This window comes from Streptomyces toxytricini, assembly GCF_014649915.1.
GTDB classification, from domain to species: Bacteria; Actinomycetota; Actinomycetes; order Streptomycetales; family Streptomycetaceae; genus Streptomyces; species Streptomyces toxytricini.
Genome location: NZ_BMTY01000004.1, coordinates 309773 through 325242 on the forward strand (window position 1 = coordinate 309773; position 15470 = coordinate 325242).

General features: G+C 73.7%; 15 protein-coding genes. 10 read left to right on the forward strand and 5 right to left on the reverse strand.

Annotated features, from left to right (window positions below; genetic code table 11):
* Positions 1-194 precede the first annotated feature (194 nt).
* The 6 genes from IE170_RS07275 to IE170_RS07300 all read left to right on the forward strand — a co-directional run bounded on the left by IE170_RS07275 (position 195) and on the right by IE170_RS07300 (position 5316).
* Positions 195-1316: a PfkB family carbohydrate kinase gene (locus tag IE170_RS07275; RefSeq protein WP_189808510.1), complete on the forward strand. Its 1122-nt coding sequence runs from the start codon at positions 195-197 to the stop codon at positions 1314-1316.
* A gap of 150 nt (positions 1317-1466) precedes the next feature.
* Positions 1467-2522 (forward strand): PhoH family protein, encoded by a 1056-nt coding sequence (locus IE170_RS07280; RefSeq protein ID WP_189808441.1) that lies wholly within the window; start codon positions 1467-1469, stop codon positions 2520-2522.
* Positions 2523-2535: 13 nt separating this feature from the next.
* The gene (ybeY, locus tag IE170_RS07285) at positions 2536-3033 is read left to right on the forward strand and encodes an rRNA maturation RNase YbeY (protein WP_189808442.1); all 498 of its coding nucleotides are present in this window, start codon (positions 2536-2538) and stop codon (positions 3031-3033) included.
* A complete protein-coding gene (locus IE170_RS07290) occupies positions 3030-4334 on the forward strand; it encodes a hemolysin family protein (protein WP_189808443.1) in 1305 nt (434 codons plus the stop codon). Before ybeY ends, IE170_RS07290 begins: the two co-directional genes overlap by 4 nt.
* Positions 4331-4693 (forward strand): MmcQ/YjbR family DNA-binding protein, encoded by a 363-nt coding sequence (locus tag IE170_RS07295; protein WP_189808444.1) that lies wholly within the window; start codon positions 4331-4333, stop codon positions 4691-4693. Before IE170_RS07290 ends, IE170_RS07295 begins: the two co-directional genes overlap by 4 nt.
* 266 nt (positions 4694-4959) lie before the next feature.
* Entirely contained in the window at positions 4960-5316 is a 357-nt protein-coding gene (locus tag IE170_RS07300; RefSeq protein WP_189808445.1) for a cytidine deaminase-like protein, read from the forward strand.
* 24 nt (positions 5317-5340) lie between these two features.
* Here the strand turns inward: IE170_RS07300 and IE170_RS07305 are convergent, their stop codons facing one another.
* Complete coding sequence (locus IE170_RS07305) at positions 5341-6654, reverse strand: MFS transporter (protein WP_373298956.1); 1314 nt, start codon at positions 6652-6654, stop codon at positions 5341-5343.
* 71 nt (positions 6655-6725) lie between these two features.
* On the opposite strand from IE170_RS07305, the gene IE170_RS07310 reads away from it, so the two are divergent.
* Together IE170_RS07310 and era are read left to right on the forward strand one after the other, a co-directional pair.
* Positions 6726-7730 (forward strand): GlxA family transcriptional regulator, encoded by a 1005-nt coding sequence (locus IE170_RS07310; RefSeq protein WP_189808446.1) that lies wholly within the window; start codon positions 6726-6728, stop codon positions 7728-7730.
* A gap of 59 nt (positions 7731-7789) precedes the next feature.
* Positions 7790-8740: a GTPase Era gene (era, locus tag IE170_RS07315; protein WP_114057497.1), complete on the forward strand. Its 951-nt coding sequence runs from the start codon at positions 7790-7792 to the stop codon at positions 8738-8740.
* Between the two features lie 19 nt (positions 8741-8759).
* On the opposite strand, the gene IE170_RS07320 is transcribed toward era, so the two are convergent.
* From IE170_RS07320 to IE170_RS07335, 4 genes are all read right to left on the reverse strand, one after another.
* Positions 8760-9443 carry an SAM-dependent methyltransferase gene (locus IE170_RS07320; RefSeq protein ID WP_189808447.1) on the reverse strand — a complete coding sequence of 228 codons (684 nt, stop codon included), beginning with the start codon at positions 9441-9443 and terminating at the stop codon, positions 8760-8762.
* Between the two features lie 129 nt (positions 9444-9572).
* Positions 9573-10394 carry a GNAT family N-acetyltransferase gene (locus IE170_RS07325; RefSeq protein WP_189808448.1) on the reverse strand — a complete coding sequence of 274 codons (822 nt, stop codon included), beginning with the start codon at positions 10392-10394 and terminating at the stop codon, positions 9573-9575.
* Between the two features lie 28 nt (positions 10395-10422).
* Positions 10423-10689, reverse strand: a complete 267-nt coding sequence (locus IE170_RS07330) for a protealysin inhibitor emfourin (protein WP_189808449.1) — start codon at positions 10687-10689, stop codon at positions 10423-10425.
* A 30-nt stretch (positions 10690-10719) separates the two neighbouring features.
* Positions 10720-11793, reverse strand: coding sequence for a M4 family metallopeptidase (locus tag IE170_RS07335; protein ID WP_189808450.1), 1074 nt, complete (start codon positions 11791-11793; stop codon positions 10720-10722).
* Positions 11794-12155: 362 nt separating this feature from the next.
* Between IE170_RS07335 and leuA the strand changes: the two genes are divergently transcribed.
* Both leuA and IE170_RS07345 read left to right on the forward strand, forming a co-directional pair.
* Entirely contained in the window at positions 12156-13919 is a 1764-nt protein-coding gene (gene leuA, locus IE170_RS07340) for a 2-isopropylmalate synthase (RefSeq protein ID WP_189808451.1), read from the forward strand.
* 515 nt (positions 13920-14434) lie between these two features.
* Entirely contained in the window at positions 14435-15130 is a 696-nt protein-coding gene (locus IE170_RS07345; RefSeq protein ID WP_189808452.1) for a TerB family tellurite resistance protein, read from the forward strand.
* Positions 15131-15470 lie beyond the last annotated feature (340 nt).

Genomic DNA, 15470 nt, shown 5'->3' on the forward strand with positions numbered 1-15470 from the left:
GTGGCCGGGTGCCCGCCGCCCCCGCCACGCCCCGCACGAGGGGATCGCGAGCCGCGGAGGAGTCCCGCGGTAGTGATGTGCGCCACACTGGGTTTCCGTCCCGCCGGGGACGGGCAAGGCTGTCGGTTTTCCGCCGCGTTCCGCCGCGTGACGCCTTGCAGAAACGACCCTTCGCGCCGATCGGGGAGAACACCGTGGTCAACCGGGACAGTCGCTTCAGCCGCAGCACAGCAGTGGACCCCCTCGGTCCGGTGCGCGATCCCGAAGAGCCGGGGTGCGACGTCTTCCTGACCGGCACTGTCTTCCTCGACATCATCTTCACCGGCCTCGACTCGGCCCCCGTGCGCGGCACCGAGTCCTGGGCGCGCGGCATGGGCTCCAGCCCCGGCGGCGTCGCCAACATGGCCACCGCGCTGGCCCGGCTCGGCCTGCGCACCTCGCTCGCCGCCGCGTTCGGCGACGACCACTACGGCGAGTACTGCTGGGACGCGCTGGAGCAGGGCGAGGGCATCGACCTGTCCATGTCCCGGACCGTCCCCGGCTGGCACAGCCCCGTCACCGTCTCCATGGCGTACGAGGGCGAGCGGACGATGGTCTCGCACGGCCACGAGGCGCCCCCCGGCTTCGGCCACGAGGGCGCGGCCGCGCCTGGAGGGGCCGTCTTCCCGCAGTGCCCGCCCCGCACGCGGGCCGCCGTGGCCTCGCTCACCCCGGGCCGCGGGGACGGCTGGATCGGGGAGGCCGCCCGCCGCGGGGCGCGGATCTTCGCGGACGTCGGCTGGGACACCACCGGCCGGTGGGAGCTGGCCGGGCTGACCGACCTGGAGCACTGCGAGGCGTTCCTGCCGAACGCGGGCGAGGCCATGCGGTACACGCGCACGGACTGCCCGCGGGCGGCGGCCCGGGCGCTGGCCGAGCGCGTCCCGGTCGCGGTGGTGACCCTGGGCGCGGAGGGCTCGTACGCCGTGGACTCCGGCACCGGGGAGACGGCCGAGGTGCCCGGGATCGCGGTCGACGCCCTCGACCCGACGGGCGCGGGCGACGTGTACGTGGCCGGGTTCGTCACCGGCTCGCTGGCGGGCTGGCCGCTGGCCGACCGGCTGGCCTTCGCGGGCCTGACGGCCGCCCTGTCCGTCCGCGAGTTCGGCGGCTCCCTCTCGGCCCCCGGCTGGGCCGAGGTGGCCCACTGGTGGGAGGCCGCCCCGGAAGGGCTGCGGGAGCGGTACGCCTTCCTCGACGAGCTGGTCCCGCCCGCCGGCGCGCACGCCCCGCGGCGCCGGGCCGTCCCGACGATCGGCTTCCGCCACTCCGCGTGAGCGCGGCGGCCGGCCGCCCGGCGGGACGGGACGGGCGGCCGGTAAAACCCCTCGGTGCCGCCCGACCGGCGACGTACCCTTGGTACTCCGGAGGTCGTCGATCGGCGCGACCCCTCAGCGGGAGGTATGTGCAGGCCACAGTGCCGGCCCATGACTCAGACATCCACAGCCCACACCCCGGCGCAGGGTCAGGCGCGAGCCCACTTCACCGTTCCTGCGAGCCATCCGATGGTGGCCGTGCTCGGCTCCGGTGACGTCCTGCTCCGCGTGATCGAGAAGGCCTTCCCCAAGGCCGACATCCACGTCCGGGGAAACCAGGTCAGCGCGGTCGGGGACGCGGCGGAAGTCGCACTGATCCAGCGCCTGTTCGACGAGATGATGCTCGTGCTCCGCACCGGGCAGCCGATGACGGAGGACGCAGTGGAACGCTCGATCGCCATGCTCAAGGCGAGCGACAACGGGGACGGCCCGCAGGAGACGCCCGCCGAGGTGCTGACCCAGAACATCCTCTCCAACCGCGGCCGCACCATCCGCCCCAAGACGCTCAACCAGAAGCGGTACGTCGACGCGATCGACAAGCACACGATCGTCTTCGGCATCGGCCCCGCGGGCACCGGCAAGACCTACCTCGCCATGGCCAAGGCGGTCCAGGCCCTGCAGTCCAAGCAGGTCAGCCGGATCATCCTGACCCGCCCGGCGGTCGAGGCGGGCGAGCGGCTCGGCTTCCTGCCCGGCACGCTCTTCGACAAGATCGACCCCTACCTGCGGCCGCTGTACGACGCGCTGCACGACATGATCGACCCCGACAAGATCCCGCGGCTGATGGCCAACGGCACGATCGAGGTCGCCCCGCTCGCGTACATGCGCGGCCGCACGCTGAACGACGCCTTCGTCGTCCTCGACGAGGCGCAGAACACGAGCCCGGAGCAGATGAAGATGTTCCTGACCCGGCTCGGCTTCGACTCGAAGATCGTCATCACGGGCGACATCACCCAGGTCGACCTCCCGGGCGGCACCAAGTCCGGCCTCCGGCAGGTCCAGGCGATCCTCGACGGGGTGCCCGACATCCACTTCTCGCGGCTCACGTCGGAGGATGTGGTCCGGCACAAGCTGGTCGGCCGTATCGTCGATGCGTACGAGAAGTACGACGACAGCCAGGCAGGCCAGGAACCCCGGCCCGCCCGGAACGGCACCCAGCGGAAGTAGAACCCAGCGCACCATGTCGATCGACGTCAACAACGAGTCCGGGACCGACGTAGACGAGCGGGCGATCCTCGACATCGCCCGCTACGCGCTCACCCGGATGCGGATCCACCCGCTGTCCGAGCTCTCCGTCATCGTCGTCGACGAGGACGCCATGGAGCAGCTCCACATCCAGTGGATGGACCTGCCCGGACCCACCGACGTCATGTCCTTCCCGATGGACGAGCTGCGCCCGCCGTCGAAGGACGACGAGGAGCCCCCGCAGGGCCTCCTCGGCGACATCGTGCTCTGCCCCGAGGTGGCGAAGAAGCAGGGCCAGGAGGCGCCGACGCAGCACTCCATGGACGAGGAGCTCCAGCTCCTGACCGTCCACGGGGTGCTGCACCTGCTGGGCTACGACCACGAGGAGCCCGACGAGAAGGCCGAGATGTTCGGCCTCCAGGCGGCGATCGTGGACGGCTGGCGCGCCGAGCGCGGCCTGACCGGCCCGTCCCCGGCCCCCACCGTCTCGTGACCGCCCCCCAACTGATCACCGGGGCCGTCCTGCTCGTCGTGGTCGCCTGGTTCGCGGCCTGCGCCGAGTCCGGGCTCGCCCGCGTCTCCTCCTTCCGCGCCGAGCAGGCCGTACGCGAGGGCCGGCGCGGCGCCGAGAAGCTCGTCCAGGTCGCCGCCGACACCACCCGCTACCTGAACGTCGCCCTGCTGGTGCGCGTGACCTGCGAGATGGCCGCGGGCGTGCTCGTCACATACGTCTGCCTCGACGAGTTCGGGGAGAACTGGACGGCGCTGCTCATCGCGATCGGCGTGATGGTCCTCGTGTCGTTCGTCGCCGTCGGCGTCTCGCCGCGCACCATCGGCCGCCAGCACCCGCTGGGCACGGCGACGGCCGCCGCGTACGTCCTCGTCCCGCTGGCCCGGGTCATGGGCCCGGTCCCGCAGCTGCTGATCCTCCTCGGCAACGCCCTCACCCCCGGCAAGGGCTTCCGCAAGGGCCCCTTCGCCTCCGAGGCCGAACTGCGGGCCATGGTCGACCTCGCGGAGCGGGAGTCGCTCATCGAGGACGAGGAGCGCCGCATGGTGCACCAGGTCTTCGAGCTCGGCGACACGCTCGTGCGCGAGGTGATGGTGCCGCGCACCGACCTGGTGTGCATCGAGCGCTACAAGACCGTCCGCCAGGCGACGACGCTCGCGCTGCGCTCGGGCTTCTCCCGCATCCCCGTGACCGGGGAGAACGAGGACGACATCGTCGGCATCGTGTACCTGAAGGACCTCGTCCGCAGGACGCACGTCAGCCGGGACGCCGAGACCGACCTCGTCTCGGCGGCGATGCGGCCGGCGGCCTTCGTCCCGGACACGAAGAACGCCGGCGACCTGCTGCGCGAGATGCAGCAGGTCCGCAACCACGTCGCCGTCGTGATCGACGAGTACGGCGGCACGGCGGGCATCGTCACCATCGAGGACATCCTGGAGGAGATCGTCGGTGAGATCACCGACGAGTACGACCGGGAGCTGCCGCCCGTCGAGGAGCTCGGCGGGGACCGCTACCGGGTCACCGCGCGCCTGGACATCACCGACCTCGGCGAGCTGTTCAAGGTCGACGCCTTCGACGACGAGGACGTCGAGACGGTGGGCGGGCTGCTGGCGAAGGCCCTGGGCAGGGTTCCGATCGCCGGCGCGTCCGCGGCGGTCGAGCTGCCCGACGGGCGGCCGCTGCGGCTGACGGCGGAGGCCCCGGCCGGGCGCCGGAACAAGATCGTGACGGTGCTGGTGGAGCCGGTGGAGCCCGCCGCGGACGAGGACGGGGAGGCCGGGTGACGCCGGCGGAGCTGCGCGCCCTCTGCCTCGGCTTCAACGCGGCCGTCGAGGAGTTCCCCTTCGGGCCCGAGACCTCCGTGTTCAAGGTGCTCGGCAAGGTGTTCGCGCTGTCGGCGCTCGACGGGGAGCCGCTGAAGGTGAACCTCAAGTGCGAGCCGGAGAACGCGGTGCGGCTGCGCACCGCGCACGAGGGCGTCGTCCCGGGCTGGCACATGAACAAGCGGCACTGGAACACGGTCACCGCGGGCGGCCCCGGGGCGGTGCCGGACGCGCTGGTCCGCGAGCTCGTCGAGGACAGCTACGACCTGGTGGTCGCCGGCCTGCCGCGGACCGAGCGGCTCCGGCTCGACCGGCCCTGACCCAGCCGTGCACGGACCCTGAACAGGCCCTGAACAGGCACGACCGGTGGACGGCCGGTCGGGGGCGTGGGACGAAGGTCACTCCCCGCACCCGCCCCTCGCGGCAAGGAACCCGCCCGACCGCCGTTTATGTTGGTCCAGGCCAAGCCGTGATCGCCTGCGGCCCGGGGGGACCGCGTGGATCACGGGGCACGGGGGACGGAGGGGAGAGCGCCTCGGCGGGGCCGTCGAACGGCACCGCCGAGGCGCTCCCTATGCTGTCGGCCATGACCGAGACCACCGGGATCACCCCCGAGGACAGCAAGATCATCACGCTGGCGCGCAGCGCCCGGGCCCGCAACGAGGTGCCCGAGGGTGCGGCGGTCCGCGACGAGACGGGCCGCACCTACGTCGCCGGAACGGTCGAACTGGACTCCCTCCGGCTGAGCGCGCTCCAGACCGCCGTCGCCATGGCCGTGGCCAGCGGCGCCCGCTCCCTGGAAGCCGCGGCCGTGGTCAGCCGGGCCGAGGAGGTCGCCGCCGCGGACCGCGCGGCCGTCCGCGACCTCGGCGGCCCCGACACCCCGGTCCTGCTGGCGGGCCCGGACGGCACCCTCCGCTCGACCACCCCCGCCGGCGCCTGAACCGGACCGCCCGGCCGTCGCCCGTCAGGCGGCGGCCGGCGCGGGCCGCGCCGGGCGGCGGATGACCATCGCCATCAGCGCGGCCAGCGCGCACAGGGCCCCCGAGGCGTACCAGACCACGTCGTACGAGCCGAAGGCGTCCCGGGCCGCGCCGCCGAGGAAGGCCACCGCCGCGGCGCCGACCTGGTGCGAGGCCAGGACCCAGCCGAACACGATCGCGCTGTCGTCGCCGTAGTGCTCCCGGCACAGCGCCACCGTCGGCGGGACGGTCGCCACCCAGTCCAGCCCGTAGAAGACGATGAAGAACACCATCGGCGGGTGCACCGACGGCGCCAGCAGCATCGGCAGGAACAGCAGCGACACCCCGCGCAGGGCGTAGTACACGGCCAGCAGGCGGCGCACCTCGAAGCGGTCGGTGAACCAGCCGGACGCCACCGTGCCGACGACGTCGAAGACGCCGATCACCGCCAGCAGCCCGGCCGCGGCCGTCACGGGCATGCCGTGGTCGTGCGCCGCCGGCACGAAGTGCGTCTTGACCAGTCCGTTAGTGGAGGCGCCGCAGATCGCGAAGGTGCCGGCCAGCAGCCAGAACGGCCCGGTCCGCGCCGCCCGCAGCAGCACCGCCACCGCCCGCCGCGCCGCCCCCGGGACGGGCGCGGGCTTCGCCCCGTACGGACCCCCGTACGGGGCGAGCCCCACGTCCGCGGGGTGGTCGCGCAGCAGCAGCCACACGAACGGGACCACCGACAGGGCCGCCAGCGCGACCGTCACCGCCGCGGGCCGCCAGCCGTTGTGCTCGACCAGCCACGACAGCAGCGGCAGGAAGACGAGCTGCCCCGAGGCCCCGGCCGCCGTCAGGACGCCCGTCACCAGCCCGCGCCGGGCAGTGAACCAGCGGTTCACCACCGTCGCGGCGAACGCGAGCGCCATCGAGCCGCTGCCCAGCCCCACCAGCACGCCCCAGAACAGCACCAGCTGCCAGGCCGCGGTCATCCACACGGTCGCCAGCGAGCCGACCGAGATCACCAGCAGCGCCAGCGCCACGATCCGGCGGATGCCGAAGCGGTCCATCAGCGCGGCGGCGAACGGCGCGGTGAGCCCGTACAGGGCGAGGTTCACCGCGACGGCGAACGCGATCGTCCCCCGCGACCAGTCGAACTCCGCGTGCAGCGGCTCGATGAGCAGGCCCGGCAGGGACGCGAACGCGGCGGCGCCCACGATCGTGACGAAGGTGACGGCGGCGACCCACCAGGCGCGGTGGACGCGCCCGCGGCCCGCCGGGGGAGGCCCCGCGGGCTCGGCTGCGGCGGGGTCGGCGGTGATTGCTGTCTGTTCCACGCCGACAGCATCAGGGCACCCCCGCCCGCCACGACAGTGGCCCGGATGCCACCCTTCGATACGATCGGGCCATGGCCCTCCACCGCGTCGCCGTCCTCGCGCTCCCCGGGCTGCTCCCCTTCGAGCTGGGCATCCCGCACCGGATCTTCGGCCGCGCCCGGGACGCCGCCGGGGAGCCGCTGTACGAGATCCTGACCTGCTCCCTCGCCGCCGGCCCGGTCCGCACGGACGCCGACTTCGCCGTCCACGTCGAGCACGGCCCCGAACTGCTCGCCACCGCCGACACGGTCGTCGTCCCCGCCTCGTACGAACTCGGGCCCGTGTACGAGGAGGGCCGGCTCACCGGCGCACTCGCCGCCACGCTCGCGCACATCCGGCCCGGCACCCGGCTCGTCTCCATCTGCACGGGCGGGTACGTCCTGGCCGCCGCCGGGTACCTCGACGGGCGCTCCGCCACCACCCACTGGGGGCACGCCGAGCACTTCCAGCGGCTCTTCCCGGCCGTCCGCGTCGACCCGGACGTCCTCTACACCGACGACGGGGACGTCCTGACCTCCGCCGGGGTCGCCTCGGGCATCGACCTGTGCCTGCACATCGTCCGCCGCGACCACGGCGCGGCCGTCGCCAACGACGTGGCCCGGCGGACCGTCGTCCCCCCGCACCGGGAAGGCGGGCAGGCCCAGTTCGTCGACCGCCCCGTCCCGAACCCGCAGGCGGCGAGCACGGCCGCGGCCCGCGCCTGGGTGCTGGACCGGCTCCACGAGCCCGTACGCCTCGCCGACCTGGCCCGCAAGGAGTCCATGTCGGTGCGCACCTTCACGCGGCGGTTCCGCGAGGAGGCCGGAGTCAGCCCCGGGGAGTGGATCACCGGGCAGCGGGTGGAGCGGGCCCGGCAGCTCCTGGAGCGGACGGACCTGCCGATGGAGCGGGTCGCGCGCGAAGCCGGGTTCGGGACGGCGCAGTCCCTGCGCAAGCACGTACAGGCGGCCCTCGGCGTCAGCCCCACCGCGTACCGCCGCACCTTCCGGGCGGCCGATCCGGGCGGCGCGCCCCCCGCGGCGCCGACCGCGCCCTGAGCGGCCCGGCGGCCCCCGCGGCGGCGGCCTGGTCGGCGCGGGGAGCGGCATCGGGGAGAATGGCCCGTATGAGCGATCGTTCCCCCGAGTCCACCGCCCCGCACCGTGCGGGTTTCGCCTGCTTCGTCGGCCGCCCCAACGCGGGGAAGTCGACCCTGACCAACGCACTCGTGGGCACCAAGGTCGCGATCACCTCCAACCGGCCGCAGACCACCCGCCACACCGTCCGCGGCATCGTGCACCGCCCCGACGCGCAGCTCGTCCTCGTCGACACCCCCGGCCTGCACAAGCCGCGCACCCTCCTCGGCGAGCGGCTGAACGACGTCGTGCGCACGACGTGGGCCGAGGTCGACGTGATCGGCTTCTGCCTGCCCGCCGACCAGAAGCTCGGCCCCGGCGACAAGTTCATCGCCAAGGAGCTCGCGGGGATCCGGAAGACCCCCAAGATCGCCATCGTGACCAAGACGGACCTGGTCGACTCCAAGGCGCTGGCCGAGCAGCTCATCGCGATCCAGCGGCTGGGCGAGGAGCTCGGCATCGAGTGGGCCGAGATCGTCCCCGTCTCCGCCGTCGGCGACAACCAGGTCGGGCTGCTGGCCGACCTGATCGCACCGATGCTGCCCGAGAGCCCGCCGCTCTACCCCGAGGGCGACCTCACCGACGAGCCCGAGGCCGTGATGGTCGCCGAGCTCATCCGCGAGGCCGCCCTGGAGGGCGTCCGCGACGAGCTGCCGCACTCCATCGCCGTCGTGGTCGAGGAGATGATCCCCCGGGAGAACCGCCCGGCGGACCGGCCGCTGCTCGACATCCACGCCAACGTCTACATCGAGCGGCCGAGCCAGAAGGGCATCATCATCGGTCCCAAGGGCTCCCGCCTGAAGGAGGTCGGGATGAAGTCGCGCAAGCACATCGAGGCGCTGCTCGGCACCCCCGTCTTCCTCGACCTCCACGTGAAGGTCGCCAAGGACTGGCAGCGCGACCCCAAGCAGCTGCGCAAGCTCGGCTTCTGACAGCGGCCCCGCGGCGGGCCTAGCGCAGGCGGCGGACCTTCAGCGTGTTGTCGGTGCGGGTCCCCGGCCGGCCGTCGGGCGCGGCCTGGTCCTTCTCGTACTCCTCGGCGACCAGGACCTCCCAGTCGCCCTCGGGCAGTTCCAGCCGGCCGAGGACCTCGTCCGGCCGGGGGAAGTCCACGGGCGGACGGTCCTCCTCCGCCTGCCAGGACGCCCAGCCGCCGTGGCCGACGACCAGCAGCACCCCGCCCGGCGCCACGGCCCGCGCGGCGGTGCGCAGGATGCGGGCGCGCGGGAAGTCCCCGTAGGCGTGCAGGAAGCAGGCCGAGACGAGGTCGAACTCCCCGGCCGGGAAGGACTCGCCGAGGTCGTGGCGGCGGAAGTCGACGCGGTCCGCGACGCCCGCCTCGGCCGCGTGCCCGGCCGCCCGCTCCAGCGCGACGCCGGAGATGTCGGTGGCGGTCACCCGCCAGCCGCGGCGGGCCAGCCACACGGCGTCCGCCCCCTCGCCGCAGCCCAGGTCCAGCGCCCGGCCGGGCGGAAGCTCCCCGGCCTCGCGGACCAGCGCCTCGTTCGGGTTGCCGCTCCAGATGCGGTCGCTCTCGCTGTAGCGGGCGTCCCAGAACTCCTCCCCGGAGAGCGAGCCGGCCGCCGCCTCCGCCGCGGCGTGCCGGTGCTGGTCGTGGTGGGTGTGCTCGGACACGGGGTCCTCCTCGGGGTACGGGCTGTGGTGGGCCCGATGCTGCGCCCCCCGGCGGGCCGGGGCCAAGCACCTTTGCCGTTTCGGCAAGCCGCGGGGGCCGTCCCGCGCCGGGGCGGCCCCCGCGTGCCGTCAGACCTCGTCCGCGGGCTCCGCGATCAGGGCCGTCCCCACCGTCCGGAAGCCGGCCCGGGCGTAGACGCGGGCCACCGCCTCGTCGCCGGCCGACAGGAACACCGTACGGGCGCCCCGCGCGAGGGCGTCCGCGACGAGCGCGGCGGTGACGCCGAGCGCGAGCCCGCGGCGCCGGGCCGCCGGCAGGGTCGCGACGCCGACCACCTCGGCGGTGTCGCCGACCGGGATGTACTGGCCCGAGGCGAGGACCGCGCCGTCGTCCACCGCCACGGCCAGGGCGGTGCGCCCCGAGGCCAGGTCCGCGGAGACCGTCCTCCGCCGGTCCGCGGCCAGGGGCTGCTCCATCGCGGCGGCGAGTTCCGCCCGGCCGGCCGTGCCGACCGCGGTGCCCGGGTCGGCGAAGGCCAGCAGGGGCACGGTCACGGCCGCGGGCAGCAGCGCGTCGTCCGGGCCGATCAGGCGGACGCCGGGGTGCTGCGGCCCGGCCGGAGCGGACCGCTCCAGCACCATCAGGGGATGCTCGTGGACCCGCAGCCCGGCCTCCTCCGCGACGGCGCGCAGCCAGGGACTGGTTTCGGCCACCCATTCGAACGCCTGCGGCACGCCGAGCTCGCGCTGGCGCTCCATGACGCGCGAGACGTCGGCCGCGCTCGCGCCGGTGCTGCCGAGCGCGGGCCGGGCGTAGTAGGGCCAGCCGGGGCCCTCGCGCACGAAGAGGGTCAGCGGGCCGAAGTCCTCGGCCCGCGCACCCCCGGCGCGCGGCGCGGTGTCGTAGTACGCCTCGATACGGGACAGCGGTGTAGGCGGTGTCGATGTCATCGGGCCATCCAAACAAGGGAGGCCCCGCTCAGGCACCTTCTTTGAGGAGGCGGGTGATCAGGGCCCGCTGGGCGTCCGTCAGGTGCGGGTCGTGGCAGTGCACCGTCCGCCCGTCGACCGTGATCCGGTACGAGAAGCCGTCCCGGACCCCGGCCGCCGGGCCGCCCGGGGCCGGCCGGAGCGCCAGCTGGGCCAGGGCCCGCCACTCGTCCTCGTCCGGCCGGCCCGCCGTGTCGACCTCGGCCCGCCGCTCGATGCCGGCGAAGCCGCCCGTCCGCACCACCTCGATCCGCATGACCGTCCTCCTGCCCGGGGGCCGGCCGCGCTACGCGACGCCCACCGTCGACCAGGCCTTCTGCAGCGCCCGGTGCTCCTCGCCGCCCTCGCCGTACCGGGTGGCGGCGGCCGCGGTCGAGAGCCGGGCGAACTGGGCGAAGGTCGCCTTGGCGGTGAGCTCGCCGCCGGTGAGGGTGTCGTACCAGATCTGCCCGGCGCGCTCCCAGGCCTTGCCGCCGAGCTCGGTCGCGGCCACGTAGAAGGCGCGGTTCGGGATGCCGGAGTTGATGTGGACGCCGCCGTTGTCGCGGAGGGTGTCGACGTAGTCGTCCATGCTGGCCGGCTGCGGGTCCTTGCCGAGCTCGTCGTCGTCGTACGCGGTGCCGGGCGCCTTCATCGAGCGCAGGGCCACGCCGCTCACGTTCGGGCCGAGCAGGCCGGCGCCGATCAGCCAGTCGGCCTCGTCGGCGGTCTGGCCCAGCGTGTACTGCTTGATCAGCGAGCCGAAGACGTCGGACATGGACTCGTTCAGGGCGCCGGACTGGCCGCGGTAGACGAGGTTGGCCGTGTACTGGGTGACGCCGTGGGCGAGCTCGTGGCCGATGACGTCCACGGCCACAGTGAAGTCGAGGAAGAGGTCGCCGTCGCCGTCGCCGAAGACCATCTGGCTGCCGTCCCAGAAGGCGTTGTTGTAGTCCCGGCCGTAGTGGACGGTCGCGTCCAGCGCGAGCCCGGCGTCGTCGATGGAGCGCCGCCCGAAGGCCTTCAGGAAGAGCTCGTGCGTGGCGCCGAGGCCGGCGTACGCGCGGTTGACGGTCGCGTCCTGGGAGGCCTCCTCGCCCTCGCCGCGTACCTTCCGCCCCGGCAGCCGGGTGCGGTGCTCGGCGTCGTACACGGTCCGCTGCGGCTCGTCCGGGACGGGCGCGCCCAGGGACGGCACGGTGAAGGGGCGCGCGGTGGTGACGCTGCGCCGGGTGCGCAGGGAGGCGTCGTGCTCCAGGGTGCGCAGGGCGGAGTCGGCGCGGCCGGCGTTCCGGGAGCCGGCGATCCGGTCGAGCATGTGGGGAGGCACGACCGTGCAGAACGGGGCAGGGGCGGCGGTGTGGGTGTGGGAGGCATCCATCCAGGCAATGTGGCAGTGGGTCACCTTCCTGTCACTAGCTGCAACCATGATTCATTCGGTTGTCTGAAAGGCGTCGCAGTGCGTTGACGGATCGCCCCGACCTCGGCGAACCGAAAGAGACGTAGGCCACATAGGGTACAAATCGGACAGGCGGGTCCCGCATACTGGAACGGCCCCTCGCGCCACGGCGCGGCTCGGCTAGGCTCGGTCCATCATGCGTTTCGGGCTGCTTCTGCTTAGCTGCCGCGGCGAGGGTCTGCAGTCGTAGGTCGACCCCCTCCCCGCGGAGTCTGGTGTTGCGGTTTACGACCGCCGTCGGCCGTTCAGCGATCCCCACGCGGACACCCGAGGAGCCCTACGCCATGAGCCAGCACACCTTCGCCGGTCGCCCCACCCCGATCACGAACGCGACCCACGCGCAGCAGCCGTCCGGGATGCCGATCCACAAGTACGGCCGCTACGAGCAGGTGGACCTGCCCGACCGCACCTGGCCCGACGCCCGCGTGACCAAGGCGCCCCGCTGGCTGTCCACCGACCTGCGCGACGGCAACCAGTCGCTGATCGATCCGATGACCCCCGCCCGCAAGCGCGAGATGTTCGACCTGCTGGTGCGCATGGGCTACAAGGAGATCGAGGTCGGTTTCCCCTCCTCCGGCGAGACCGACTTCGCGTTCGTGCGCTCCATCATCGAAGAGGGCGCCGTCCCGGACGACGTGACCATCTCCGTACTGACCCAGGCCCGCGAGGACCTGATCGAACGGACCGTGGAGTCGCTGGTCGGCGCCAAGCGCGCCACCGTCCACCTGTACAACGCCACCGCGCCGACCTTCCGCCGGGTCGTCTTCCGCGGCTCCAAGGAGCAGATCAAGCAGATCGCCGTCGACGGCACCCGCCTGGTCATGGAGTACGCAGAGAAGCTGCTGGGCCCCGAGACCGTCTTCGGCTACCAGTACAGCCCGGAGATCTTCACCGACACCGAGCTGGACTTCGCCCTGGAGGTCTGCGAGGCCGTCTGCGACGTGTGGCAGCCCGGCCCGGGCCGCGAGATCATCCTGAACCTGCCCGCCACGGTGGAGCGCTCCACGCCGTCCACCCACGCGGACCGCTTCGAGTGGATGGCCCGCCACCTGACCCGCCGCGAGCACATCTGCATCTCCGTCCACCCGCACAACGACCGCGGCACCGCCGTCGCCGCCGCCGAGCTGGCCCTGATGGCCGGCGCCGACCGCATCGAGGGCTGCCTGTTCGGGCAGGGCGAGCGCACCGGCAACGTCGACCTGATCACCCTGGGCATGAACCTGTTCTCCCAGGGCATCGACCCGCAGATCGACTTCTCCCAGATCGACGAGATCCGCCGCACCAGCGAGTACTGCAACCAGATGCCGGTCCACCCGCGCCACCCCTACGCGGGCGACCTGGTCTACACGGCCTTCTCCGGCTCCCACCAGGACGCCATCAAGAAGGGCTTCGACGCCATGGAGGCCGACGCGGCCGCCCAGGGCAAGACCGTCGACGAGATCGAGTGGGCCGTCCCGTACCTGCCGATCGACCCCAAGGACGTCGGCCGCTCGTACGAGGCCGTCATCCGCGTCAACTCGCAGTCCGGCAAGGGCGGCGTCGCGTACGTCCTGAAGAACGACCACAAGCTGGACCTGCCGCGCCGCATGCAGATCGAGTTCTCGAAGATCATCCAGGCGAAGACCGACGCCGAGGGCGGCGAGGTCACGCCGAAGGCGATCTGGGACATCTTCTCCGACGAGTACCTGCCCAACCCGGACAACCCGTGGGGCCGCATCCAGCTGCGCGCCGGCTCGACCGCCACCGACAAGGACGGCACGGACACGCTGACCGTCGAGGCCGTCGTGGACGGCGTCGAGACCGTCCTGAACGGCACCGGCAACGGTCCGATCTCCGCGTTCTTCGACGCCCTGGCCTCCATCGGCGTCGACGCCCGCCTGCTGGACTACACCGAGCACACGATGAGCGAGGGCGCCTCCGCCGTCGCCGCCTCGTACATCGAGTGCGCGATCGACGGCCGTGTCCTGTGGGGCATCGGCATCGACGCCAACACCACCCGCGCCTCCCTGAAGGCGGTCGTCTCCGCCGTCAACCGCGCGGGCCGCTGACCCGCCGGGCCGTCCGGCCCGCCGCCGCGCCGCGCCACGCCGCCCCTCCCGCCCGGGAGGGGCGGCGTGGCGCGCTGCTGCCGGCTCCGTACGGATGGTCCCGGGTGCCGCCGCGTTGACCGGGAACGCCCTACACCGCCCCCGAGCCGTCGCCGCGGCCCCCTTACCGGCCGGTTCCCGCGCGCTCGGGGCGGGCGTGAGCCGCCGATGTCGGCCGCGGCCGGCCGGGCGCCCCCGCGGGCCGGCAGCCCCGCCGCGGCGGGGCCGCTCCGGTGTGCGCAGGCCGTGACCAGACGGGATCCGCCGCGCACGCCGGTGAGCGCGGGCAGGCCCCGCAGGCGGGCAGGGGAGGCGCAGCAGCGCGGACCGGCCAACTCCGCCCCGCGGCGGATGTTGTCTTGTCACACGACTGACGCATCCTCACCGATGTGGCTAACATCACGCCAACCCCGGTGTGCCGCCTGGGGGTCCCGCCCGTGCCCGCAGGGCCACGGGGGAGTTGACGGAGGTGCGACGTGCTGCCAGTTCGGGGTGGGGACGGCCGGAAGCTGACGGTCTGGGGCATCCGCACCACGTGGAACACGGTGGGCGACGGGGAGTTCTTCTGCACCGGCTGCGGCGGCGACCGCAACTACCGCCGGCGCACCGGACGCCGCAGGTTCACGGTCCTCGGCGTCCCGCTGCTGCCGCGCGGCGAGGCCGGGCCCGTCGTCGAATGCCAGGGCTGTCGCGAGCGCTTCGGCACCGACGTCCTCGACCGCCTCACCACCACCCGCTTCTCCGCGCTGCTGCGCGACGCCGTGCACACCGTCGCCCTGGCCGTGCTCGCGGCCGGCGGCACCGAGGCGCGGGGCGTCCTGGAGGCCGCCGTGTCGGCCGTCCGCGCCGCCGGCTTCCAGGACTGCACCGGGGAGCAGCTGGAGTCCCTCGTGCAGGCGCTCGCCAGCGACCAGGGCCGCCTGGGACTGTACGACGCCCCCGACTGCTGCGGGGCCGCGCTGGCCATCGAGCTCCACGAGGCGCTGGAACCGCTCGCCCCGCACCTGGCCGGCCCCGGGCGGGAGTCGATCCTGCTGCAGGGCGCGCGGATCGCGCTCGCCGACGGCCCCTACACCCCGGCCGAGCGCGAGGTGCTCGCCACCGTCGGCTCCGCACTGCGGATCGGCTCGGACGACGTGGCGCGCCTGCTGTCCGCCGTGCGCTCCTCCTGACCGGCGGCGCCGGCGGCCGAATCCGGCCGAAACGGCCCCGGTCGAGGTAACGATCCGGCCTCACGGGGCCGGAATCCGGCCGTAGCGAGCCGGGAACCGCGCCGCCCGCCGCCGGACCGTCCCAGCAGGCGGACGGCCGCGCCGCCGCGCGCCCGTGAGCCGCTCGGGCGGCCGCGGAGGGCATCGCCGCACGTCGCGGCAGGGGACCCCGTACGCACGGGGACGACGGGAGGGCGGGAGCGGTGCCGGGCTACCCCGCCGCACCGCCATGCGCCACTGGAGGAACCCACAGATCGGGCCGCCCCATGGGTCAACAATTTGTGGAAGTCGACGATATCTG

Excerpts from the sequence above, each read along its gene's own strand:
- IE170_RS07280 (WP_189808441.1), top strand. The coding sequence starts at position 1,467 with ATGACTCAGACATCCACAGCCCACACCCCGGCGCAGGGTCAGGCGCGA.
- ybeY (WP_189808442.1), top strand. The coding sequence starts at position 2,536 with ATGTCGATCGACGTCAACAACGAGTCCGGGACCGACGTAGACGAGCGG.
- IE170_RS07300 (WP_189808445.1), top strand. The coding sequence starts at position 4,960 with ATGACCGAGACCACCGGGATCACCCCCGAGGACAGCAAGATCATCACG.
- IE170_RS07310 (WP_189808446.1), top strand. The coding sequence starts at position 6,726 with ATGGCCCTCCACCGCGTCGCCGTCCTCGCGCTCCCCGGGCTGCTCCCC.
- era (WP_114057497.1), top strand. The coding sequence starts at position 7,790 with ATGGCCCGTATGAGCGATCGTTCCCCCGAGTCCACCGCCCCGCACCGT.
- IE170_RS07325 (WP_189808448.1), bottom strand. The coding sequence starts at position 10,394 with ATGACATCGACACCGCCTACACCGCTGTCCCGTATCGAGGCGTACTAC.
- IE170_RS07330 (WP_189808449.1), bottom strand. The coding sequence starts at position 10,689 with ATGCGGATCGAGGTGGTGCGGACGGGCGGCTTCGCCGGCATCGAGCGG.
- IE170_RS07335 (WP_189808450.1), bottom strand. The coding sequence starts at position 11,793 with ATGGATGCCTCCCACACCCACACCGCCGCCCCTGCCCCGTTCTGCACG.
- leuA (WP_189808451.1), top strand. The coding sequence starts at position 12,156 with ATGAGCCAGCACACCTTCGCCGGTCGCCCCACCCCGATCACGAACGCG.